Source organism: Pseudoxanthomonas sp. F37 (assembly GCF_022965755.1).
Taxonomy (GTDB): Bacteria; Pseudomonadota; Gammaproteobacteria; order Xanthomonadales; family Xanthomonadaceae; genus Pseudoxanthomonas_A.
This window is the reverse complement of record NZ_CP095187.1, coordinates 3,083,767-3,103,343: the sequence shown is the minus strand read 5'-3', so window position 1 is coordinate 3,103,343 and position 19,577 is coordinate 3,083,767. Positions and strand designations below refer to the sequence as shown.

At 68.6% G+C, this 19,577-nt stretch carries 22 protein-coding genes; 19 read left to right on the top strand and 3 right to left on the bottom strand.

The genetic code is table 11. From position 1 onward, the window contains the following. Positions 1 to 27 precede the first annotated feature (27 nt). Positions 28 to 624, top strand: a complete 597-nt coding sequence (locus tag MUU77_RS14680; protein WP_245088361.1) for a hypothetical protein — start codon at positions 28 to 30, stop codon at positions 622 to 624. A 15-nt stretch (positions 625 to 639) separates the two neighbouring features. On the opposite strand, the gene MUU77_RS14675 is transcribed toward MUU77_RS14680, so the two are convergent. Then, positions 640 to 1,542, bottom strand: coding sequence for a DUF3011 domain-containing protein (locus MUU77_RS14675; RefSeq protein WP_245088359.1), 903 nt, complete (start codon positions 1,540 to 1,542; stop codon positions 640 to 642). Positions 1,543 to 1,706: 164 nt separating this feature from the next. Here MUU77_RS14675 and aspS point away from each other — a divergent pair, with 164 nt between their 5' ends. The 3 genes from aspS (at position 1,707) to MUU77_RS14660 (ending at position 4,406) form a co-directional block, all read left to right on the top strand. Further along, positions 1,707 to 3,455, top strand: a complete 1,749-nt coding sequence (aspS, locus tag MUU77_RS14670) for an aspartate--tRNA ligase (RefSeq protein ID WP_245088357.1) — start codon at positions 1,707 to 1,709, stop codon at positions 3,453 to 3,455. A gap of 130 nt (positions 3,456 to 3,585) precedes the next feature. Continuing rightward, entirely contained in the window at positions 3,586 to 3,885 is a 300-nt protein-coding gene (locus MUU77_RS14665; RefSeq protein WP_245088355.1) for a DNA primase, read from the top strand. Between the two features lie 35 nt (positions 3,886 to 3,920). Further along, positions 3,921 to 4,406, top strand: coding sequence for a GNAT family N-acetyltransferase (locus MUU77_RS14660; protein WP_245094528.1), 486 nt, complete (start codon positions 3,921 to 3,923; stop codon positions 4,404 to 4,406). Between the two features lie 406 nt (positions 4,407 to 4,812). Here MUU77_RS14660 and MUU77_RS14655 read toward each other — a convergent pair whose 3' ends face one another. Both MUU77_RS14655 and MUU77_RS14650 read right to left on the bottom strand, forming a co-directional pair. Continuing rightward, positions 4,813 to 5,754 (bottom strand): alpha/beta hydrolase, encoded by a 942-nt coding sequence (locus MUU77_RS14655; protein WP_245088353.1) that lies wholly within the window; start codon positions 5,752 to 5,754, stop codon positions 4,813 to 4,815. Between the two features lie 36 nt (positions 5,755 to 5,790). Then, positions 5,791 to 6,222 (bottom strand): organic hydroperoxide resistance protein, encoded by a 432-nt coding sequence (locus tag MUU77_RS14650; RefSeq protein ID WP_245088351.1) that lies wholly within the window; start codon positions 6,220 to 6,222, stop codon positions 5,791 to 5,793. Between the two features lie 122 nt (positions 6,223 to 6,344). Here MUU77_RS14650 and MUU77_RS14645 point away from each other — a divergent pair, with 122 nt between their 5' ends. From MUU77_RS14645 to queE, 15 genes are all read left to right on the top strand, one after another. After that, a complete protein-coding gene (locus MUU77_RS14645; RefSeq protein WP_245088348.1) occupies positions 6,345 to 7,172 on the top strand; it encodes an AraC family transcriptional regulator in 828 nt (275 codons plus the stop codon). Positions 7,173 to 7,214: 42 nt separating this feature from the next. Beyond that, on the top strand, positions 7,215 to 7,853 hold the full coding sequence (locus MUU77_RS14640; protein ID WP_245088345.1) for an alpha/beta fold hydrolase: 639 nt from the start codon (positions 7,215 to 7,217) through the stop codon (positions 7,851 to 7,853). Between the two features lie 56 nt (positions 7,854 to 7,909). Continuing rightward, positions 7,910 to 8,641 (top strand): YebC/PmpR family DNA-binding transcriptional regulator, encoded by a 732-nt coding sequence (locus MUU77_RS14635; protein ID WP_245088342.1) that lies wholly within the window; start codon positions 7,910 to 7,912, stop codon positions 8,639 to 8,641. 105 nt (positions 8,642 to 8,746) lie between these two features. Next, positions 8,747 to 9,268, top strand: coding sequence for a crossover junction endodeoxyribonuclease RuvC (ruvC, locus tag MUU77_RS14630; RefSeq protein ID WP_245088339.1), 522 nt, complete (start codon positions 8,747 to 8,749; stop codon positions 9,266 to 9,268). Positions 9,269 to 9,407: 139 nt separating this feature from the next. Beyond that, a complete protein-coding gene (gene ruvA / locus MUU77_RS14625) occupies positions 9,408 to 9,995 on the top strand; it encodes a Holliday junction branch migration protein RuvA (RefSeq protein ID WP_245088336.1) in 588 nt (195 codons plus the stop codon). 108 nt (positions 9,996 to 10,103) lie between these two features. Next, the gene (locus MUU77_RS14620) at positions 10,104 to 11,963 is read left to right on the top strand and encodes a potassium transporter Kup (RefSeq protein ID WP_245094526.1); all 1,860 of its coding nucleotides are present in this window, start codon (positions 10,104 to 10,106) and stop codon (positions 11,961 to 11,963) included. Positions 11,964 to 12,049: 86 nt separating this feature from the next. Next, a complete protein-coding gene (ruvB, locus tag MUU77_RS14615; protein WP_245088334.1) occupies positions 12,050 to 13,090 on the top strand; it encodes a Holliday junction branch migration DNA helicase RuvB in 1,041 nt (346 codons plus the stop codon). Positions 13,091 to 13,141: 51 nt separating this feature from the next. Beyond that, complete coding sequence (gene ybgC, locus MUU77_RS14610; protein WP_245088332.1) at positions 13,142 to 13,597, top strand: tol-pal system-associated acyl-CoA thioesterase; 456 nt, start codon at positions 13,142 to 13,144, stop codon at positions 13,595 to 13,597. A 38-nt stretch (positions 13,598 to 13,635) separates the two neighbouring features. Next, the gene (gene tolQ / locus MUU77_RS14605; RefSeq protein ID WP_245088330.1) at positions 13,636 to 14,409 is read left to right on the top strand and encodes a protein TolQ; all 774 of its coding nucleotides are present in this window, start codon (positions 13,636 to 13,638) and stop codon (positions 14,407 to 14,409) included. Positions 14,410 to 14,421: 12 nt separating this feature from the next. Beyond that, positions 14,422 to 14,865: an ExbD/TolR family protein gene (locus tag MUU77_RS14600; RefSeq protein ID WP_245088328.1), complete on the top strand. Its 444-nt coding sequence runs from the start codon at positions 14,422 to 14,424 to the stop codon at positions 14,863 to 14,865. Beyond that, the gene (gene tolA / locus MUU77_RS14595; protein WP_245088326.1) at positions 14,855 to 15,898 is read left to right on the top strand and encodes a cell envelope integrity protein TolA; all 1,044 of its coding nucleotides are present in this window, start codon (positions 14,855 to 14,857) and stop codon (positions 15,896 to 15,898) included. The genes MUU77_RS14600 and tolA overlap by 11 nt, the downstream gene beginning before the upstream one ends. 103 nt (positions 15,899 to 16,001) lie before the next feature. Next, on the top strand, positions 16,002 to 17,321 hold the full coding sequence (gene tolB / locus MUU77_RS14590) for a Tol-Pal system beta propeller repeat protein TolB (protein ID WP_245088324.1): 1,320 nt from the start codon (positions 16,002 to 16,004) through the stop codon (positions 17,319 to 17,321). A gap of 56 nt (positions 17,322 to 17,377) precedes the next feature. Next, positions 17,378 to 17,893 (top strand): peptidoglycan-associated lipoprotein Pal, encoded by a 516-nt coding sequence (gene pal, locus MUU77_RS14585; protein ID WP_245088321.1) that lies wholly within the window; start codon positions 17,378 to 17,380, stop codon positions 17,891 to 17,893. 15 nt (positions 17,894 to 17,908) lie between these two features. Then, positions 17,909 to 18,739 (top strand): tol-pal system protein YbgF, encoded by an 831-nt coding sequence (ybgF, locus tag MUU77_RS14580; protein ID WP_245088318.1) that lies wholly within the window; start codon positions 17,909 to 17,911, stop codon positions 18,737 to 18,739. A gap of 61 nt (positions 18,740 to 18,800) precedes the next feature. Continuing rightward, entirely contained in the window at positions 18,801 to 19,484 is a 684-nt protein-coding gene (queE, locus tag MUU77_RS14575; protein WP_245088315.1) for a 7-carboxy-7-deazaguanine synthase QueE, read from the top strand. Positions 19,485 to 19,577: the final 93 nt, after the last annotated feature.

The following is a 19,577-nucleotide window of genomic DNA, read 5'->3' as shown; positions in this document are numbered from 1 at the left end:
TATCCCGTCCACCAGAAGGGGGTCGCCATGAAGAAGCGCGTCATCGCGTTGGCCACGTTGTGCGTCGCCGGGTGCGCCACGCCACCAGCCTCGCCTGCAGATAGGTTCCTCGCTGCGCTGGCGACCCATTGCGGCAAGGCCTACGCCGGCCGCATCACGGCCAATCAGCCCGCACCGGCCACGCCCGATCCGTTCGAGGGCAAGACGCTGGTCATGCACGTGCGCGGCTGCGACGACCCGGCGCGCGAGATCCGCATTCCCTTCCATGTGGGCGACGACCGCTCGCGTACCTGGGTGCTGACACGCACCGGTACGGGCCTGCGCCTGAAGCACGACCATCGCCATGAAGACGGCAGCCCGGACGCGGTGACCCTGTACGGCGGCGACACGGTGGAAGCCGGCACCGCGCAGCGGCAGGCGTTTCCCGTCGATGCCGGATCGGTGGCGATGTTCAAGCGGGAAGGGCTGAACGCTTCGCTCGACAACACCTGGGCCATGGAACGGGTGCCGGGCAAGACCTTCGTCTACGAACTGAGCCGGCCGAACGGCCGATTGTTCCGGGTGGAATTCGACCTCACCGCGCCGGTGGAACCGCCGCCGGCGCCGTGGGGCGTCGACGATTGAGCCGGTAAGGGTCGCTCAGCGCGGTCCGAAGCGGCCCCGGCAGCCGCGGTCCACCCAGATCTGGTTGCCCGCGTAGCCCCAGCTGTAGCCTTCGCGGCAACTGGTGTTGGACAGCTGTTGCAACAGGATCGGCCGGCCCTGGCGCGGGTCGTAGGCGCAGCTGTGGCGGCGGTTGTTCTCGCTGCTGCAGGTGACCGAGTAGTGGCTGGAGCCGCCGCCACCGCCGCCGATGCGGGGGGCGAATTCGGCGCGGCAGCCGTTGCCGACATACACCTGGCCCCGCTGCGACTGCCAGCTCTGGCCCTCGACGCAGGCGGCGCGGGAGAGCTGCCGGGTCAGGCGCGAATGGCCACTCCACGGTGTGCGGCAGGTACGGCCGCGGCCGTCGGTGCTTTCACAGCGGATCGTCCCGGTGGATCCGCCGGCAGCGGCGAACTCGCCCCGGCACCCCTTCCACACCGTGATCAGGCCGTCCTGCGAGCTCCAGGTCGTGCCCTCTTCGCAGCGGCTGTTGGAGAGCTGCCGCACCAGCCGCGACGGTCCGCGCCACGGCGGCGTGCAGCGCCGGGCGTCACCGCTCTTGCTCTCGCACAGGATGGTTTGTCCAGGGGCCGGAGGGTTCGGGTTCCAGCCGCCGCTGTTGCCGCCCAGCGACTGGGCGATGTCCTGCTTGATACGGCTGAAGGTCCAGTTGGAGCGGTTGACCTGGTCCAGGTAGAACCGCAACTGGTCGTCCGGGATGCGGCGCCCGCGGGACTGTTCGGAATACTCCAGGCTGATGACCCGGGTCTGGTCCTGCACCGAGAGCGTGCGCAGGTTTTCCGGCGCATAGGCCTTGGACGTGATCTGGGCGGAGGCGCTGCCGGCCGCCAAGGCCAGCAACAGTACGAAAACGGACTGCAACAACGGCTTCTTCATGGCGGCACCCTCCTGGAGAGGCGCCAGCATACGCCCGGCCAGTTAAGGCTGTGCAGGGGCGGATCACGGGCCGGAGGGCGGGGGACCGGGTAAACTAGCGGGCTTGACCGGCCCGTCATGGCTGCGGGATGTCCCGGCCCCGGTCCGAACCCAGTGGAGCCCCCATGCGTACCCATTTCTGCGGCCTCGTCGACGAGGCCTTGATCGGCCAGACCGTGACCCTGTGCGGCTGGACCGATGTCGCCCGCAACCTCGGCGGCGTGTGCTTCATCGATCTGCGCGACCACGAAGGCATCGTGCAGGTGACGGTGGATCCGTCCCAGGCCGAGGTGTTCAAGGTCGCCGCGTCGCTGGGCTACGAGGACGTGCTGCAGGTCGAAGGCGTGGTGCGTGCGCGCGAGGCCGTCAACGCCAGGATCCGCACCGGCCAGGTGGAGGTGATCGCCACCCGGATCACCGTGCTCAACAAGGCCGAGCCGTTGCCGTTCCACCACCACGAGAAACCGGGCGAGGACATCCGCCTGAAATACCGCTACCTGGACCTGCGCAGCCCCGACATGCAGCGCAAGCAGCGCACCCGCATCCGCCTGGTGCAGGCGCTGCGCCGCTGGCTGGACGCGCGCGGCTTCCAGGACATCGAGACGCCCATCCTCACCAAGGCCACGCCGGAAGGCGCGCGCGACTTCCTGGTGCCGGCGCGCATGCACCCGGGCGAGTTCTATGCGCTGCCGCAGTCGCCGCAGCTGTTCAAGCAGATCCTGATGGTGGCCGGCTTCGACCGCTACTACCAGATCGCGCGCTGCTTCCGCGATGAGGCCCTGCGTGCCGACCGCCAGCTGGAATTCACCCAGCTCGACATGGAATTCGCCTTCGTGCGCGAGCGCGACGTGCAGGACACCGTCGAAGGCATGATCCGCGACATCTTCGCCGAAGTGATGGATGTGCAGCTGGATGCCCAGTTCCCGCGCATGACCTGGGCCGAGGCGATGCGCCGCTACGGCTCGGACAAGCCGGACCTGCGCATCGACCTGGAACTGGTGGACGTGGCCGAGCTGGTGAAGTCCAGCGAGTTCGGCGTGTTCACCGCCGCCGCCAGCGACCCGGACGGCCGCGTGGCCGCACTGCGCATTCCCGGTGGCGCGTCGCTGAGCCGCAAGCAGATCGACGAGTACGCCGCGCATGCCGCCAAGTACGGCGCCAAGGGCCTGGCCTACATCAAGATCGACGAGGCCGGCGAGATCTCATCGCCGATCCGGAAGTTCTTCGCCGACGAGGCCTTCGCGGCACTGCTCAAGCACGTCGGCGCCGGCAACGGCGACATCGTGTTCTTCGGCGCGGGCGGCTACAACAAGGTCAGCGACTTCATGGGCGCGCTGCGGCTGAAGGCCGGCAAGGACTTCGGCCTGGTGCAGGACGGCTGGAAGCCGCTGTGGGTCACCGACTTCCCGATGTTCGAATGGGACGAGGAAGCGCAGCGCTATGTCGCGCTCCATCATCCCTTCACCGCGCCGGCGGTCGACGACATCGCCGACCTGCGCGCCAACGCGAAGACGGCGGTGTCGCGCGGCTACGACATGGTGCTGAACGGCAATGAGATCGGCGGCGGTTCGATCCGCATCCATCGCCCGGAAATGCAGAGCGCGGTATTCGAACTGCTCGGCATCGGCGCGGAAGAGGCCGAAGCGAAGTTCGGCTTCCTGCTGGATGCGCTGCGCTTCGGCGCGCCCCCGCACGGCGGCATCGCCTTCGGCATCGACCGCATCGCGGCGCTGATGGCCGGCACAGAGTCGATCCGCGACGTCATTCCGTTCCCCAAGACCACCACTGCGCAGTGCCTGATGACCGGCGCGCCGTCGCCCATTCCGGATGAGCAACTGGCGGAAGTGCATATCCAGGTTCGACCGCGGACTTGACCGCTTAGCGGTCAAGCCCCCGTCATTTCGCCTGGGCGAAATGACGGGCCCCGCGCCGTTGCATGCCACAACCCCGCGGCTGACGCCGCGCCCCCTTGACTCAAGGGGGCTTGACATCAAGAGAGCCAAGATGACGGAAGTTGCTTTTTCGCTGGAGTGGGAACGCCTGGGCAATGAGGGCGCCGATGCGGCGCTGGTGACCGAGCGCGCGCGCGTGTTCGGCGGCTGGCTGGTGCGCGTGGGCACGACGCCGGCGGCGATGGCGGTGACGTTCGTGCCGGACGGCCAGGGCCGCTGGGACGGCGAGGACTTCGGCGAAGACGATTACGAAGAAGACGAAGAAGAATACGAAGAGGACGAGGAAGAGGACGAGGATTCCGACGAGGAAGACGAGTCGGAGGAAGGCGACGAGGAAGACGAGGACGCCTGAGCGTGCGGATCCGTCGCGCCACCGTCGATGACGCCATGGTCCTGTCCGACCTGGCGGCGCGCACGTTCACCGAGACCTTCGGCCATCTGTATCCGGCCGAGGATCTGGCGGCGTTCCTCGCCGATGCTTACGACGTGGAAAAGCAGCGGACGATCCTGGCGCATCCGGACTACGCGGTGTGGCTGCTGGAGGACGAGGGCGTGGCCGTGGGTCATGCCGCGGCCGGGCCCTGCGGGTTGCCGCATCCGCAGGTGCGGGCGGGCGATGGCGAGCTGAAGCGCTTGTACGTGCTGGCCTCGCACCAGAACGGCGGATGGGGCGGGAAGTTGTTCGCCGAGGTCGAGCGGTGGTTGTTGCGGGACGGGCCGCGGACGCTGTGGATCGGGGTATGGTCGGAGAATTTCGGCGCGCAGCGGTTCTATCAGCGGCAGGGCTTCGTGCGGGTGGGGGAGTACAAGTTTCCGGTGGGAAAGACGCTGGATGATGAATTCATCCTGCGCCGGGAAGCTTCCTCCGGTTGATCGGTAGGCGCTTCCGCTGGCGGGGCAGATCAAACACCCGTTGGCCCCTGTAGGAGCGCCCCATGGGCGCGATGCTTTCCGGCCAGCCACCTGAAGAGCATCGCGGGCATGGCCCGCTCCTACAACCCATGGGCCCTGTAGGAGCGCCCCATGGGCGCGATGCTTTTCGGCCAGCCACCTGAAGAGCATCGCGGGCATGACCCGCTCCTACAACCCACAACCCATGGGCTTCTGTAGGAGCGCCCCATGGGCGCGATGCTTTCCGGCCAGACACCTCAAAGGCATCGCGGGCATGGCCCGCCCCCACAACCCATGGGCTTCTGTAGGAGCGCCCCTTGGGCGCGATGCGTTCCGGCCAGACACCTGAAGCGCATCGCGGGCATGGCCCGCTCCTACGGCGTGGGGGTTACTTCTGCAGGAAGGTCAGCAGGTCCTGGTTGACGCGGTCCTTGTGGGTGTCCGTCAGGCCGTGCGGTGCGCCGGGGTAGACGATCAGCTGGGCGCCCTTGATCAGGCGGGCCGAAGCCTTGCCGGAGGCGTCGATGGGGACGATCTGGTCGTCGTCGCCGTGGATCACCAGGGTGGGGACGTCGAACTTCTTCAGGTCGGCGCGGAAGTCGGTGGCCGAGAACGCGGCGATAGAGTCGTAGGTGTTCTTGTGGCCGGCCTGCATGCCCTGCGCCCACCAACTGTCGATCAGGCCCTGCGAGACCCTGGCGCCCGGGCGGTTGAAGCCGTAGAACGGGCCCGATGCGATGTCCAGGTAGAGCTGCGAGCGGTTGTCCAGCGATCCCTTGCGGATGCCGTCGAACACTTCGACCGGCAGGCCGCCCGGGTTGTCGGCGGTCTTCAGCATCAGCGGCGGGACGGCGCTGATCAGCACGGCTTTCTTCACCCGGCCGGTGCCGTGGCGGCCGATGTAGCGCGCCACTTCACCGCCACCGGTGGAGAAGCCCACCAGGGTGGCGTCCTTCAGGTCCAGCGTGTTGATCACCGTGGCCAGGTCGTCGGCGTAGTGGTCCATGTCGTTGCCATCCCACGGCTGGCTGGAGCGGCCGTGGCCGCGGCGGTCATGGGCGACCACGCGGTAGCCCTTGGAGGCCAGGAAGATCATCTGCGACTCCCAGCTGTCCGAGGACAGCGGCCAGCCGTGGCTGAAGGTGACGACCGGGCCATCCTTCGGGCCCCAGTCCTTGTAGTACAGCTGCACGCCGTCGGCGGTGGTGATGTAGCTGGCGGTGCGCTCGACGGCGACCGGGACCGTGGCGGGCGCGGGCTGCGCGGCGAAGCTGGCCTGGGTGGCGACGGCCAGTACGGTGGCGGCGAGGGTACGGGCAAGCATGTTCATGGCATGGATTCCTGTGGCGGGGGTGAGGAAGAGGGATCAGTCGGCGGCGATCTGCAGCGTCACGTCGATGTTGCCGCGCGTGGCGTTGGAGTACGGGCAGACGATGTGGGCGGCGTCGACCAGGGCCTGCAACTGCTCGCGGGCGACGCCGGGGGCGGCGATGGTCAGTTCGGCCTGGATGCCGAAGCCGGTGGGGATCTGGCCGATGCCGACCTTGCCGGTGACGGTGGTGGAGGCGGGCAGGGCGACTTTCTGCTTGCCGGCGACGAACTTCAGCGCACCCAGGAAGCAGGCCGAGTAGCCGGCCGCGAACAGCTGTTCCGGGTTGGTGCCGTCGCCGCCGGCACCGCCCAGCTCGCGCGGGGTGGACAGCTTCACGTCCAGCACGCCGTCGGACGAGGTGGCCTGGCCTTCGCGGCCGCCCGTGGCGGTGGCGGTGGCGCTGTAGAGGATCTTTTCGATGGACATGGCGGTATTCCTTGGAGAGGGGGTGGTCCGGGGCGGGTGGCCATCCGGTGAGGTGTACTTTGCGCGCCCTGCCAGTACGCAAGGTGATGTAGAATCCTGAAAACTTGATCAGGAGTGTTTTCATGGTCGACCGGCTCGCCGTCCTGCTGGACCGCTTCTCCGTGAGCGCCCAGGTGTTCCATGCCGGCGCCCTGTGCGGCATCAACACCCTTGAAGCCGAAGCCGGCGCTGGCCAGTTGCACCTGATCCAGCGCGGGCCGCTGGAGGTGTTCCATGGCGCCACGTCGCTGCGCATCGACGAGCCCAGCCTGCTGCTCTACCCGCGTCCGTTGACGCACCGTTTCGCCAGCGACGAAGTGCGCGGGGCCGACATGGCCTGCGCCACCCTGCGCTTCGAGGGCGGGGTGCAGAATCCGATCTGCGCCGCACTGCCGGATGTGGTTTGCCTGCCGCTGGCCGGCCTGCATGGCGCGCAGGACGTGCTGGCCCTGCTGTTCGAGGAGGCTTTCACCCAGCGCTGCGGACGCACGGCGCTGGTGAACCGCCTGTTCGAGGTGGTGATGATCCAGGTGCTGCGTCAGCTGATGGAAACCGGCGAAGTGAAGGGCGGCATGCTGGCCGGGCTTTCCCATCCGCGCTTGCGCAATGCGATCGTCGCCATGCACGAGGCGCCGGCGAAGGACTGGACGCTGGAGGAACTCGCGCGCGTGGCCGGGATGTCGCGGACGGTGTTCGCCTCGACATTCCGCCAGGCCCTGGGCCGCACGCCCGGCCAGTACCTGCAGGGCTGGCGTGTGGGCCTGGCGCAGCAGGCGCTGCGCCACGGCAAGCCGCTCAAGGTGGTCGCATCGGATGTGGGCTACGGCAGCGAGGCCGCGCTGTCGCGCGCCTTCAAGGCGCACAGCGGGCTGTCGCCGCGGGAATGGAAGCGCGCGCATGCGGCGCACTGACCGGACTGGCGGCCTGCGCGGGCTTCCACCACACTCCCGGCCATGACGGCGCTGCCCCCTTCGACACCCCGCGTGCTGCTGGTGCATGGCATCTGGAATGCGAAGTCCTGGCTCACGCCGCTGGCGCGGCGGCTGCGGCATGAAGGCTTCGATGTGGAAACGTTCGGCTACCCCAGCATCCTCGGCGGGCCGGAGCCGGCCATCACCGCGCTGATCGCGCGGCTGGAGGGCGGGCCCCCGGTCCACCTGGTGGGGCACAGCCTGGGCGGGCTGATCGGACTGGAAGCCCTGCGTCGCGCGCCGGGCCTGCCGGTGCAGCGGATGGTCTGCCTGGGCTCGCCGCTGTGCGGCAGCGGCGCGGCGCGCGACCTGGGACGGCGGGCATGGACCGCGCCCCTGCTGGGTCGCAGCGGCACCCTGCTGCAGGCCGGCTGTCCTCCCTGGGAGGGTACGGTGCCGGTGGGGATGGTGGCGGGCAACGTGGCGCGGGGCCTGGGCCGGCTGATCACCCGCTTCCACGGCCAATCCGATGGCACGGTCGCGCTGGAAGAAACCCGCCTGCCGGGGCTGGCCGCGCACTGCGTGGTGCCGGCCAGCCACACCGGACTGGTGTTCTCCACCCATGCGGCACGCCAGGCGGCGCATTTCCTGCGCGAGGGCCGCTTCGACGGCGGGCCGTGACGTCGGTGGAGGGCGCGTATAATCCGCGCCCTTGTCAGAGCACTCCGGAAGTCACCATGGGTAGAGGCCCGTCCATCGAAGCCCGCAAGAACGCCACCGACGCCAAGCGCGGCAAGATCTTCACCAAGATCATCCGCGAGATCGGCGTGGCGGCCCGCGCCGGCGGCGGCGACCCCGCCAACAACCCGCGGCTGCGGGTGGCGGTGGACAAGGGACTGGCGGCGAACATGTCCAAGGACGTGATCGAGCGCGCCATCAAGAAGGCGACCGGCGAACTGGAAGGCGTGGTCTACGAGGAAGTGCGCTACGAAGGCTATGCGCCCGGCGGCGTGGCCGTGATCGTCGACTGCCTGACCGACAACCGCGTGCGCACCGTGGCCGACGTGCGCCATGCCTTCAGCAAGTGCGGCGGCAACATGGGCACCGAAGGCTCGGTGGCCTTCATGTTCAAGCGCCTGGGCGTGCTGAGCTATGCGCCGGGCGCGGACGAAGAAAGGATCACCGAAGCCGCCATCGAAGCCGGCGCCGACGACATCGTGGCGTACCCCGACGACGGCTCGATCGACGTGGTCACCGCGCCGGAGGCCTTCCAGGCCGTCAAGGACGCGATGGAATCCGCCGGCCTGAAGCCGGACCACGCCGAAATCACCTTCCGCGCCGACAACGACATCAGCGTGCAGGGCGACACCGCGCTGCAGGTGAAGAAGCTGCTGGACATGCTGGAAGACCTGGACGATGTCCAGGACGTCTATTCCAACGCCGACCTGGGCGCGGATGTGTATGCCTGAGCGGCGGGAATCGGGAGTCGTGGGTCGGGAATGGTGGAAACGCTGTTTCCGAGTCGTGTCCGACGCACCGGCCATTCCCCATTCCCCATTTCCCATTCCCGCGGCATGACCCGCATCCTCGGCATCGACCCCGGCTCCCAGCGCACCGGCGTCGGCATCATCGATGTCGATGCGGCGGGCAAGGTGAGCCATGTCCATCATGCGCCGCTGGTGCTGCTGGGTGCGGAGGATTTCCCGCAGCGGCTGCGCGTGCTGCTCGATGGCCTGACCGCCGTCATCGCCACCTGGCAGCCGGACGAGGTCGCCATCGAGAAGGTGTTCATGGCGCGCAATCCCGATTCGGCCCTCAAGCTGGGGCAGGCGCGCGGCGCCGCCATCAGTGCGGTGGTGCTGCGCGACCTGCCCGTGCACGAGTACGCGGCCAAGGAAGTGAAGCTGGCCGTCGTCGGCCGCGGCAGCGCCGAGAAGAACCAGATCCAGCACATGGTCGGCATCATGCTCAACCTGCACGGCAGGCTGCAGGCCGATGCCGCCGATGCGCTGGCCGTGGCCATCACCCACGCGCACGTGCGCGCCACGGCCAAGCGTCTGGGCGTGAGTTCGCACCTGGCCTGGAGCAGGAAATGATGGCGGCCGGGAATCGGGAATGGGGCATGGGGCATGGGAAAAGCGCTGAGCCCTTTCCTGTCCCGGTGAGCGGTGGGCCTTCGGCGCCGCTCGATTCTCCCTTCTCCGTTCCCCATTCCCGCGCCCGGAGGGCAATGCAATGATCGGACGTCTTCGCGGCATCCTGGCGTACAAGTCGCCCCCGTGGCTGGTGATCGACGTGGGCGGCGTGGGCTATGAGCTGGAAGCCCCGATGAGCACGCACTACGACCTGCCCGACGTCGGCCGCGAAGTGCTGCTGTTCACCCACTATGCGCAGAAGGAGGACAGCGTGGCGCTGTACGGCTTCCTGCGCGAGGGCGAGCGCCGCCTGTTCCGCGACGTGCAGAAGGTCAGCGGCATCGGCGCGAAGATCGCGCTGGCCGTGCTGTCCGGCGCCAGCGTGGACGAGTTCGCGCGCATGGTGCAGGCCGGCGACATCGCCGCGCTGACGCGCATTCCCGGCATCGGCAAGAAGACCGCAGAGCGGATGGTGGTGGAGCTGCGCGACCGCGCGGCCGACCTGATCGGCACCGGCGTGGGCGGCATCAGCGCCTTGCCGGCCGACCCGCAGTCCGAGGCGACCATCGCGCTGCAGCAGCTGGGCTACAAGCCGGCCGAAGCCACCCGCATGGCGCGCGATGCGACCGCGCCCGGCGACGATGCCGCGACGATCATCCGCAAGGCGCTGCAGTCGGCGCTGCGCTGACCGCCGCCTAGAGCACCCCTTCACTTCCACAGCGCTACCCTTCCGGCCGCCATGTCCACCCCCTCATCTCCCCACGACGCCGGGCAACACGGCCATTCGAAGGCCGGCATGGTCGCCCTGGTGGCGGGCGCCGTCGGCGTGGTGTTCGGCGACATCGGCACCAGTCCGCTGTACACCATCAAGGAAATGTTCCACCCCCACTTCGGCCTGACGCCGGACGCGGACACGGTGCGCGGGCTGCTGTCGCTGGGCTTCTGGTCGCTGCTGCTGGTGGTGACGTTGAAGTACGTCATCGTCATCATGCGCGCCGACAACGACGGCGAGGGCGGCATCATGGCGCTGACCGCGCTGGCGCAGCGCAGCCTGACCAAGGGCTCGCGCCTGAGCTATACGGTGGGCATCCTCGGCATCTTCGGCGCGGCCCTGTTCTTCGGCGACGGCATGATCACGCCGCCCATCACCGTGCTGGGCGCGGTGGAGGGCCTGGAGGTGGTGTCGCCGGTCTTCACCCGATGGGTGGTGCCGATCAGCCTGGTGATCCTGACCGGCCTGTTCGCGTTCCAGCGCTTCGGCACCGCGAAGGTGGGCAAGGCGTTCGGCCCGGTGATGATCACCTGGTTCATCGTGCTGGCCGGCTTCGGCACCTACAACATCGCCCAGAACCCGTCGGTGCTGGCGGCGCTGAATCCGTTCTGGGCTTGGCACTTCTTCGTCACCCACGACTGGCACGCGGTGCTGATCCTGGGTGCGGTGGTGCTGACCGTCACCGGCGGCGAGGCGCTGTACGCCGACATGGGCCACTTCGGCAAGAAGCCCATCCGCTGGGGCTGGTTCGGTTTCGTGCTGCCGGCGCTGGTGCTGAACTACTACGGCCAGGGCGCCGTGCTGCTGCGCCATCCCGAGGCGGTGGCCAACCCGTTCTACATGTCCATCCCGGACTGGGCGCAGATCCCGATGCTGGTGCTGGCCACCACGGCGGCGGCGGTGGCCTCGCAGGCCGTCATCACCGGCGCGTTCTCGGTGACCCGCCAGGCCATCCAGCTGGGTTACCTGCCGCGCCTGCACATCAAGTACACCTCCAAGGACACGATCGGCCAGATCTACGTGCCGTCGGTCAATCTGATGCTGTACCTGGCGGTGGTGGTGCTGGTGCTGAGCTTCCAGAGCTCGGGCGCGCTGGCCACGGCCTACGGCCTGTCGGTCACCGGCACCATGCTGATCGACACCCTGTTGCTGGCGATCGTCGCGTACACGCGCTGGCCCGATTCCCGCCGCTGGGTGTTGCCGCTGTGCGGCGTGTTCCTGGTGATCGACCTGGCCTTCCTGTTCGCCAACGGGGCCAAGCTGGTCACCGGTATCGGCGCGTGGGTGCCGCTGTTCATCGGCATCACCGCCTTCACCATGATGCGGACCTGGCGCCGCGGCCGCGAACTGCTGCATGGCGAGGTGCAGAAGGACGGCATCCGCCTGGATACCTTTCTGCCCGGGCTGATGCTGGCGCCGCCGGCGCGGGTGCCCGGCACCGCGATCTTCCTGACCGCCGACAAGGGCGTGGTACCGCACGCGCTGCTGCACAACCTCAAGCACAACAAGGTGCTGCACGAGCGCAACGTGTTCCTGACGGTGGAAACGCTGACGGTACCGTACGCGCCGAAGAAGAAGCGGCTGAAGATCGAGCCCATCGGCGACGACTTCTACCGGGTGGTGATCAGCTACGGCTTCGCCGAGACGCCGGACGTGCCGCAGGCGCTGATGGGCTCCTGCGACCAGGGCGGCGTGTACTTCGATCCGATGGAAACCACGTACTTCGCCAGCCGCGAGACGGTGGTGGCGCGCCGGCAGGGCGGCATGCCGTTCTGGCGCGACAAGCTGTTCGCGGCCATGCACCGCAACGCCGCGCCCGCGACGGGCTTTTTCCGCATCCCGGGCAACCGCCTGGTCGAACTGGGCGCGCAGGTCGAGATCTAGCGGTGAGTCTGGAGGAGCGGGAAGGGGGAGGGCGCTCCTGCCCACGTCCCGCTCCTCTCCGCTCACTCCTGCTCTACCATAGCGGCATGACCGCCGACCGCATCATCGATTCCTCCGCCACCCGCGAAGACGACGCCATCGAGGCCAGCATCCGGCCCAAACGGCTGGACGAGTACCTGGGCCAGAAGCCGGTGCGCGAGCAGCTGGACATCTACATCCAGGCGGCGAAAGGGCGGGGCGAGGCGCTGGACCATGTGCTGATCTTCGGGCCGCCGGGCCTGGGCAAGACCACCTTGAGCCACGTGATCGCCAACGAGCTGGGCGTGAACCTGCGCGTCACCTCCGGCCCGGTGATCGAAAAGGCCGGCGACCTGGCCGCGCTGCTGACCAACCTGCAGCCGCACGACGTGCTGTTCGTCGACGAGATCCACCGCCTCTCGCCGGTGGTCGAGGAGGTGCTGTATCCGGCGATGGAGGACTTCCAGATCGACATCATGATCGGCGAGGGGCCCGCGGCCCGTTCGATCAAGCTGGACCTGCCGCCGTTCACGCTGATCGGCGCCACCACCCGCGCCGGCCTGCTGACCGCGCCGCTGCGCGACCGTTTCGGCATCGTGCAGCGGCTCGAATTCTATTCGCCCGAGGAACTCACCCGCATCGTGCAGCGTTCGGCGCGCATCCTGGGCATGGACTGCGTGCCGGAGGGCGCCGCCGAGGTCGCGCGCCGCGCGCGCGGCACGCCGCGCATCGCCAACCGCCTGCTGCGGCGCGTGCGCGACTACGCGCAGGTCAAGGCCAGCGGCCACATCGACGTGGACGTGGCGCGCGCGGCCATGCAGATGCTGAAGGTCGACCCCGAGGGCTTCGACGAACTCGACCGCCGCATGCTGCGCACCATCATCGACAGCTTCGATGGCGGACCGGTGGGCGTGGAATCGCTCGCCGCCGCCCTCAGCGAGGAGCGCGGCACGCTGGAGGACGTCATCGAGCCCTACCTGATCCAGCAGGGGTTCCTGATCCGCACCGCCCGCGGCCGCATGGCCACCCGCAAGGCCTACCTGCACCTGGGGCTGACGCCGAAGGGCAGGGTGCCGGACGCGAGCGACGCGCCGGGCGAACTCTTCTGAGCGCCACTGGTTTCAGGTTGGTATGCACCATGCCGTGCGGGAGCGCATGCTTTGACGACTGATTCGAAGACGATCGCCGTGGATGCGGCTCCGTTCATCTTTCCGACACGCGTCTATTGGGAAGATACCGACGCCGGTGGCGTGGTGTACCACGCGCAGTACGTCGCTTTCCTGGAGCGGACCCGCACCGAGTGGTTGCGGGCCCGCGGCTACGCCCAGGAGCAGCTGCGCCAGACCCACGACCTGGTGTTCGCCGTCCGCGCGATGCGCCTGGATTTCCTGCGCCCCGCCCGGCTGGACGATCTGCTGCAGGTCAGCGCGCGTATCCACCAGTGCAAGCGGGCCAGCGTGGTGTTCGCCCAGACCATCGAGCGCGGCGGTGAGGTGTTGCTCACCGCCGAGGTCAAGGTCGCGGCGCTCAGCGCGTCCGGCTTCAGACCCGTTGCGCTGCCCGAGACGTTGTACCAGGAGTTCCGCCGGCTCGAGACCCCGGGCCCCCCGCTTTAACCGACACGCAAGACAATACGAGAATCGAGGAACGACGGATGATCGCAACGCTGCTGGCCTTCCAGGACACCGTGGTGGAGGCGCTGCCGCCGGAAACCGCCGCCGCCGCCGCCCAGGCCACGGCCGAGACCGTGCACAGCGGGATCAACTACATCGACCTGATGCTCAAGGCCAGCCTGCCGGTGAAGCTGATCGTGCTGCTGCTGCTGGCCGGCTCGCTGATCAGCTGGGTGATCATCTTCCGCAAGGCGCGGGTGTTCAAGACCGCCAACCGCGACGCCGACGAGTTCGAGGGCCGGTTCTGGTCCGGCGCCGAACTGCACAAGCTCTATGCCGGCGCCGCCGACCGCAACCGCGTGGTCACCGGGCTTGAAGCGATCTTCGAAGCGGGCTTCCGCGAGTTCACCCGCCTGCGCGACAAGCGCGGCCTGGACGGACGCGCGCAGCTGGAAGGCGCCCAGCGCGCGATGCGGGTGACCTACACGCGTGAGGTCGATCAGCTGGAACGCAACCTGGAGCTGCTCGCCAACATCGGCTCGACCGCGCCGTACGTGGGCCTGGTGGGCACCGTGTTCGGCATCATGGTCACCATGCACGACATGCTCAACAGCGGCGAGCAGGCCGGCATCGCCTCCGTGGCGCCCGGCATTTCCGAAGCGCTGTTCGCCACCGCGATCGGCCTGTTCGTGGCCATCCCGGCGGTGTGGGCCTACAACCGCTTCACCACCCGCGTCGAGCGCCTGTCGGTGCGTTACGAGAGCTTCGCCGAAGAATTCAGTTCCATCCTGCAGCGCCAGAGCTCGGGCGAGTAAGCGGAGCCCACCATGGCCGGAAGCATCTTCCATCGCAAGCGCCGCAAGCTGAAGTCCGAGATCAACGTCGTGCCCTACATCGACGTGATGCTGGTGCTGCTGATCATCTTCATGGTCACCGCGCCGCTGCTGACGCTCAGCGTGGACGTCAAGCTGCCGTCGTCGAATGCGAAGGCGGTCGAAACGCGCAACGAACCCATCATCGTCATCACCTATCCCGATGGCCGCTTCGGCCTGAAGCTGCCCGAGGCCAAGCAGCCGGAGGTGCTGGACGCGGCCGCGCTGGAAGCCAAGGTCGCCGCGATCCGGGGCGAGCAGGGCAACGAGCTGCGCATCATGGTGGCCGCGGAAGGCTCGGCGCCGTACCAGAAGGTGCTGGATGCGATGGACGTGCTCCGTCGCGCCAAGGTCAGCAACGTCAGCCTGATGACCAACGCGGGTGGCAATGCACGCTGACGTCGCCCCGCGCCATCCGGCCCAAGGCGACGAGGGGCTGGGCAGGGCGGTCGCCTGGGCGGTCGGCCTGCACCTGCTGCTGGCCGTGCTGTTGATCGTGTCGCCGCTGCTGACCTGGGACCGCGACCGCCTCAATGCGGCCGGTGCGCCCACGATGGAGGCTACGCTGGACGCGTCGGCCGCCGACCAGCGCGCGGTCGAGCGCGCACTGGACTTCACGCCCGCGCCGCTGCCGGAGCCCGTGGATGAGCCCGCGCCCGAGGACACCGTGCCGCCGCCGCAGCCGATTCCCGAGCCGGCCCCGCAGGATGCGCCGGTCGAGCGCCAGGCCCAGGCGCAGGAACGCATTCCCGTCCCCGACACCACCGAGCAGGACGAAGCGCGGCTGGAGGCGATCTCGCAGGAAAAGGCCCGCCAGGAGCAGGAAGCCAAGCGCCGCCAGGAACAGATCGACCTGACCGAGCGCAAGCGCCAGGAGCAGGCCGAGCAGCAGCGCCGCCTGGCCGCGCAGCAGGAAGAGGACCGGCAGAAACGCATCGCCGCCGAGGCGCAGCAGAAAGCCGAGGCCGAGCGGCAGAAGAAGCTCGAGGACATCCGCCGGCAACGCGCCCAGGCGGCACGCGAGGCGCAGCTGGCCGAGCAGAAGCTGCGCCAGCTGGCCGATGCGCGCGCCCGCCAGGCGGCTGCGTCGGCCAACCAGTCGCAGTACGGCCAGCCCGCGGCCCCGGCCGGCAATGGCGGTACCGACGCGGACCTGCGGGGGCGCTACGCGGCGGCCATCCAGGAAGCGGTATTGAGGCAGTGGACCCGCCCGGAGTCGGTGCCGGTCGGCACGCGCTGCCGGGTGTTGATCACCCAACTGCCGGGCGGCGAGGTGATGAGCGCGAAGGTCCAGCCCGGCTGCGCGATGGACGCCGCCGGCCAGGACTCGGTGGAGCGCGCCGTGCTGAAGGCCCAGCCGCTGCCCTACCGGGGCTACGAATCGGTGTTCGCGCGCACCCTGACGTTGAACTTCGAGGCACGGGACCGCTGACTTCACGCGGCGTTTCCGCGATCTTCGTTCACAATTGTTAAAACATTCACGCGGAGGCTGGTATCCCTGTGCCGCCCCGCCCAACCGCAGAGTTGCCGTGCCCATGATCAAACCGCTGCGCTGGTTCGCCCTCGTCCTCTTCACGCTCCTGCCCGCGCTGGCCTCCGCCCAGCAGCAAGGCCTGGAAATCGACATCATCGGCGGCAACGCCTCCGCCCTGCCCATCACCGTGGTGCCCATGCCCTACCAGGGCACGGCCGCCGCGCCGGCCACCGACGTATCGGCGGTGGTGCGTGCGGACCTGGAGCGCTCCGGGGCGTTCCGGACACTGCCCGTGGCCAGCATCACCGAGCGTCCGACCCGGGGCGGTGAGATCCAGTACCCGACCTGGCGGGCCCTGCGCCAGGACTACCTGGTGGTCGGTCGCGTGGCCGATGCCGGCGACGGCAGCTACCGGGTGGAGTACGAACTGTTCGACGTGGCCAAGCAGGAGCGCATGCTCGGCCTGGCGATGACCGCGCGCGCCAGCGCCATGCGCGACGTGGCCCACCAGATGGCCGACGCCATCTACGAAAAGATCCTCGGCGTGCGCGGCGCGTTCTGGACCCGCATCGCCTATGTGACCGCGGCCGGCACCGGCAAGGCCACGCGCTATGCGCTGATGGTGGCCGATTCGGACGGCTACAACCCGCAGACCGTGGTGCGCTCGGCCGAGCCGCTGCTGTCGCCGTCGTGGAGTCCGGATGGCCGCAAGCTGGCCTATGTCAGCTTCGAAAGCGGCAACTCGGCCATCTATATCCAGGACATCTCCACCGGTGCGCGCGAGAAGGTGGCGGGCTTCCGTGGGATAAACGGTTCCCCCGCGTTCTCGCCGGACGGACGCCAACTGGCGTTGACCCTGTCGCGCAGCGGCAATCCCGAGATCTACGTGATGGACCTGGGCAGCCGCTCGCTGCGCCAGCTGACCAACGCCTCCGCCATCGACACCGAGCCGGTATGGAGCGCGGACGGCGGCACGATCTACTTCACTTCCGACCGCGGTGGCCGCCCGCAGATCTACCGCGTTCCGGCCGCTGGCGGCAGCGCCAGTCGTGTCAGCTTCGAAGGAAGCTACAACGCCACTCCGAAGGTGTCCTTTGATGGGAAGAAAATCGTGATGGTCCAGGGTGCGGGCAACAACTACCGCATCGCCCTGATGGACAGCAGCCTGGGCGGCGCGCGCTGGTCGTCGCTGTCGCCGGGTTCGCTGGACGAATCCCCAAGCTTCGCTCCCAATGCCAGCATGGTGCTGTATGCCGCGCGCGAGGGCGGGCGGGGCGTGCTGTACGCCGTCTCGGCCGATGCGCGCGTACGCCAGCGTCTGGTGGTGGCGAATGCCGACGTGCGCGAACCGGCGTGGTCGCCCTACCGGGCCGCACGTTAAGTTTATGTCTACAATGTAAGCCCCGATCCCCCGTTCCCATGACGCAAGGAATGACCATGAACAACACCACCCGTGTGCTGATGCTGTCCCTGATGTCCGTGGCCGTGCTGGCCGGCTGCAAGAAGGCCGTCAAGCCCGAAGCCCCGGCCGATACCACGACCACCGCGCCCACCACCCCGACCACGCCGACCACGTCGGGCGTGTACGGCCCGAACGACCTGGACACCGACGCCTGCCTGCGCCAGCGCGTGGTGTACTTCGACCTGGACCAGGACGCCCTGAAGCCGGAGTTCCAGGCCATCATGGGTTGCCACGCCAAGTACCTGCGCGACCGTCCGTCCTCGCGCATCACGCTGGAAGGCCATGCAGACGAGCGCGGCAGCCGCGCTTACAACCAGGGTCTGGGCGAGCGCCGCGGCAATGCCGTCAATTCGGCCCTGCAGGCGGCCGGTGGTTCGGCCGGCCAGCTGACCGTGGTCAGCTACGGCGAAGAGCGCCCGGTGTGCACCCAGTCCGACGAGTCCTGCTGGTCGCAGAACCGTCGCGTCGAGATCGTCTACACGGCGAAGTAAGCCGTCGTCGTCACGATGATCGCGAAGAAGTACATGCTGGTTCTCGCGGCGGCCCTGGTGGCCGCCGCTCCCGCCCACGCCCAGCGCGTCAGCCTGGCCGACCGCGTCGCGGCGCTGGAAGCCAAGGCCAACAATCCCCAGCAGAACCTCGACCTGCTCAATCGCATCACCCAGCAGGAAACGGAACTGCGCGAGCTGCGGGCCCAGCTGGAACAGCTGCAGAACGAGAACGAGCAGCTCAAGCAGCGCAACCGCGACCAGTACCTGGACCTGGACGGCCGCCTCAACCGCCTGGAAGGCGGTGCCGCGCCGGTCACTCCCGCGCCTGCCGCGACGCCTCCGCTGAGCGGCGCCCCCGCATCCGGGCCGGCCACCGCGCCGGCTCCCGCCGTGGCGGCTGCCGGCACCGAGCGCCCGCCCAGCGTGCATGGCGACATGGGCGCGATGTCCGCGGCCGGCGACGAGCGTGCCGCTTACAACGTCGCCTTCGACAAGCTCAAGGCCGGTGATTACGCCGACGCCGCGCAGCTGTTCACCAGCTTCCTGCAGCTGTACCCGTCGGGCGTTTACGCGCCGAACGCGCTGTACTGGCTGGGCGAGAGCTACTACGTCACCCAGAATTACGCGCTGGCGGCGGACCAGTTCCGCGCCCTGCTGGCCCAATACCCCACGCACGACAAGGCCGCCGGGGCCCTGCTGAAACTGGGTCTGTGCGACTACGGTCTGGGCCGGCTGCCCGAAGCCGAGCGCACGCTGGCCGACGTCGTCGCCAAGTACCCCGGTACCGACGTCGCCCGCACGGCCGACGATCGCCTGCGCGCGATCCAGCTGGGCCGCCTGCGCTGAGCCCGCTGCGGCCGGCGCCCACGCGGGCTGCCGGGCCTGCAGGGCGTATCATGCGCACCCGATGAACGACGCCGCCCGCCCCAGCGAGATCGTCCAGTCCCCGCTGGAACGCCTCAAGATCACCGAAATCTTCCTTTCCCTGCAGGGGGAGGCGAATGCGGTCGGCTGGCCGACGGTGTTCGTGCGCCTGACCGGCTGCCCCCTGCGCTGCCAGTACTGCGACACCGCCTATGCCTTCCACGGCGGGCAATGGCGGGAAATCGACGACATCGTGGCCGAAGTCGCGCGCCAGGGCGTGCGGCATGTCTGCGTGACCGGCGGCGAACCGCTGTCGCAGAAGCGCTGTCTTTCGTTGCTGCAGAAGCTGTGCGATGCGGGCTTCGACGTGTCGCTGGAAACCTCGGGCGCCATCGACATCGCCGGCGTGGATCCGCGCGTCTCGCGCGTGGTCGACCTGAAGACGCCCGGCTCGCAGGAGATGGCCCGCAACCGGCTGGAGAACATCCCGCTGCTCACCGCGCGCGACCAGGTGAAATTCGTCCTGTGCGGCCGCGGGGATTACGAATGGGCGCGCGCCATGGTGGCCGAGCACCGGCTGGCCGAGCGCTGCGACGTGCTGTTCTCGCCCAGCAAGAGCGAACTCGATCCGCGCGACCTGGCGGACTGGATCGTCGCCGACCGCCTGCCGGTGCGCTTCCAGATGCAGTTGCACAAGCTGCTGTGGAACGATGAGCCGGGGCGTTGAGGCCGTGATGGGTCATTGGTGATTCGTGATTCGGCAGGTCGGTCCTCAACGGCCCGGCGTCGAATCACGAATCACGAATCACGAATCACCCAT

Excerpts from the sequence above, each read along its gene's own strand:
- MUU77_RS14635 (WP_245088342.1), top strand. The coding sequence starts at position 7,910 with ATGGGTAGAGGCCCGTCCATCGAAGCCCGCAAGAACGCCACCGACGCC.
- tolA (WP_245088326.1), top strand. The coding sequence starts at position 14,855 with ATGCACGCTGACGTCGCCCCGCGCCATCCGGCCCAAGGCGACGAGGGG.
- MUU77_RS14600 (WP_245088328.1), top strand. The coding sequence starts at position 14,422 with ATGGCCGGAAGCATCTTCCATCGCAAGCGCCGCAAGCTGAAGTCCGAG.
- MUU77_RS14620 (WP_245094526.1), top strand. The coding sequence starts at position 10,104 with ATGGTCGCCCTGGTGGCGGGCGCCGTCGGCGTGGTGTTCGGCGACATC.
- queE (WP_245088315.1), top strand. The coding sequence starts at position 18,801 with ATGAACGACGCCGCCCGCCCCAGCGAGATCGTCCAGTCCCCGCTGGAA.
- aspS (WP_245088357.1), top strand. The coding sequence starts at position 1,707 with ATGCGTACCCATTTCTGCGGCCTCGTCGACGAGGCCTTGATCGGCCAG.
- ruvB (WP_245088334.1), top strand. The coding sequence starts at position 12,050 with ATGACCGCCGACCGCATCATCGATTCCTCCGCCACCCGCGAAGACGAC.
- pal (WP_245088321.1), top strand. The coding sequence starts at position 17,378 with ATGAACAACACCACCCGTGTGCTGATGCTGTCCCTGATGTCCGTGGCC.
- MUU77_RS14640 (WP_245088345.1), top strand. The coding sequence starts at position 7,215 with ATGACGGCGCTGCCCCCTTCGACACCCCGCGTGCTGCTGGTGCATGGC.
- ruvA (WP_245088336.1), top strand. The coding sequence starts at position 9,408 with ATGATCGGACGTCTTCGCGGCATCCTGGCGTACAAGTCGCCCCCGTGG.
- MUU77_RS14675 (WP_245088359.1), bottom strand. The coding sequence starts at position 1,542 with ATGAAGAAGCCGTTGTTGCAGTCCGTTTTCGTACTGTTGCTGGCCTTG.
- ruvC (WP_245088339.1), top strand. The coding sequence starts at position 8,747 with ATGACCCGCATCCTCGGCATCGACCCCGGCTCCCAGCGCACCGGCGTC.
- MUU77_RS14680 (WP_245088361.1), top strand. The coding sequence starts at position 28 with ATGAAGAAGCGCGTCATCGCGTTGGCCACGTTGTGCGTCGCCGGGTGC.
- tolQ (WP_245088330.1), top strand. The coding sequence starts at position 13,636 with ATGATCGCAACGCTGCTGGCCTTCCAGGACACCGTGGTGGAGGCGCTG.
- ybgF (WP_245088318.1), top strand. The coding sequence starts at position 17,909 with ATGATCGCGAAGAAGTACATGCTGGTTCTCGCGGCGGCCCTGGTGGCC.
- MUU77_RS14645 (WP_245088348.1), top strand. The coding sequence starts at position 6,345 with ATGGTCGACCGGCTCGCCGTCCTGCTGGACCGCTTCTCCGTGAGCGCC.
- tolB (WP_245088324.1), top strand. The coding sequence starts at position 16,002 with ATGATCAAACCGCTGCGCTGGTTCGCCCTCGTCCTCTTCACGCTCCTG.
- MUU77_RS14650 (WP_245088351.1), bottom strand. The coding sequence starts at position 6,222 with ATGTCCATCGAAAAGATCCTCTACAGCGCCACCGCCACCGCCACGGGC.
- MUU77_RS14665 (WP_245088355.1), top strand. The coding sequence starts at position 3,586 with ATGACGGAAGTTGCTTTTTCGCTGGAGTGGGAACGCCTGGGCAATGAG.
- MUU77_RS14660 (WP_245094528.1), top strand. The coding sequence starts at position 3,921 with ATGGTCCTGTCCGACCTGGCGGCGCGCACGTTCACCGAGACCTTCGGC.
- MUU77_RS14655 (WP_245088353.1), bottom strand. The coding sequence starts at position 5,754 with ATGAACATGCTTGCCCGTACCCTCGCCGCCACCGTACTGGCCGTCGCC.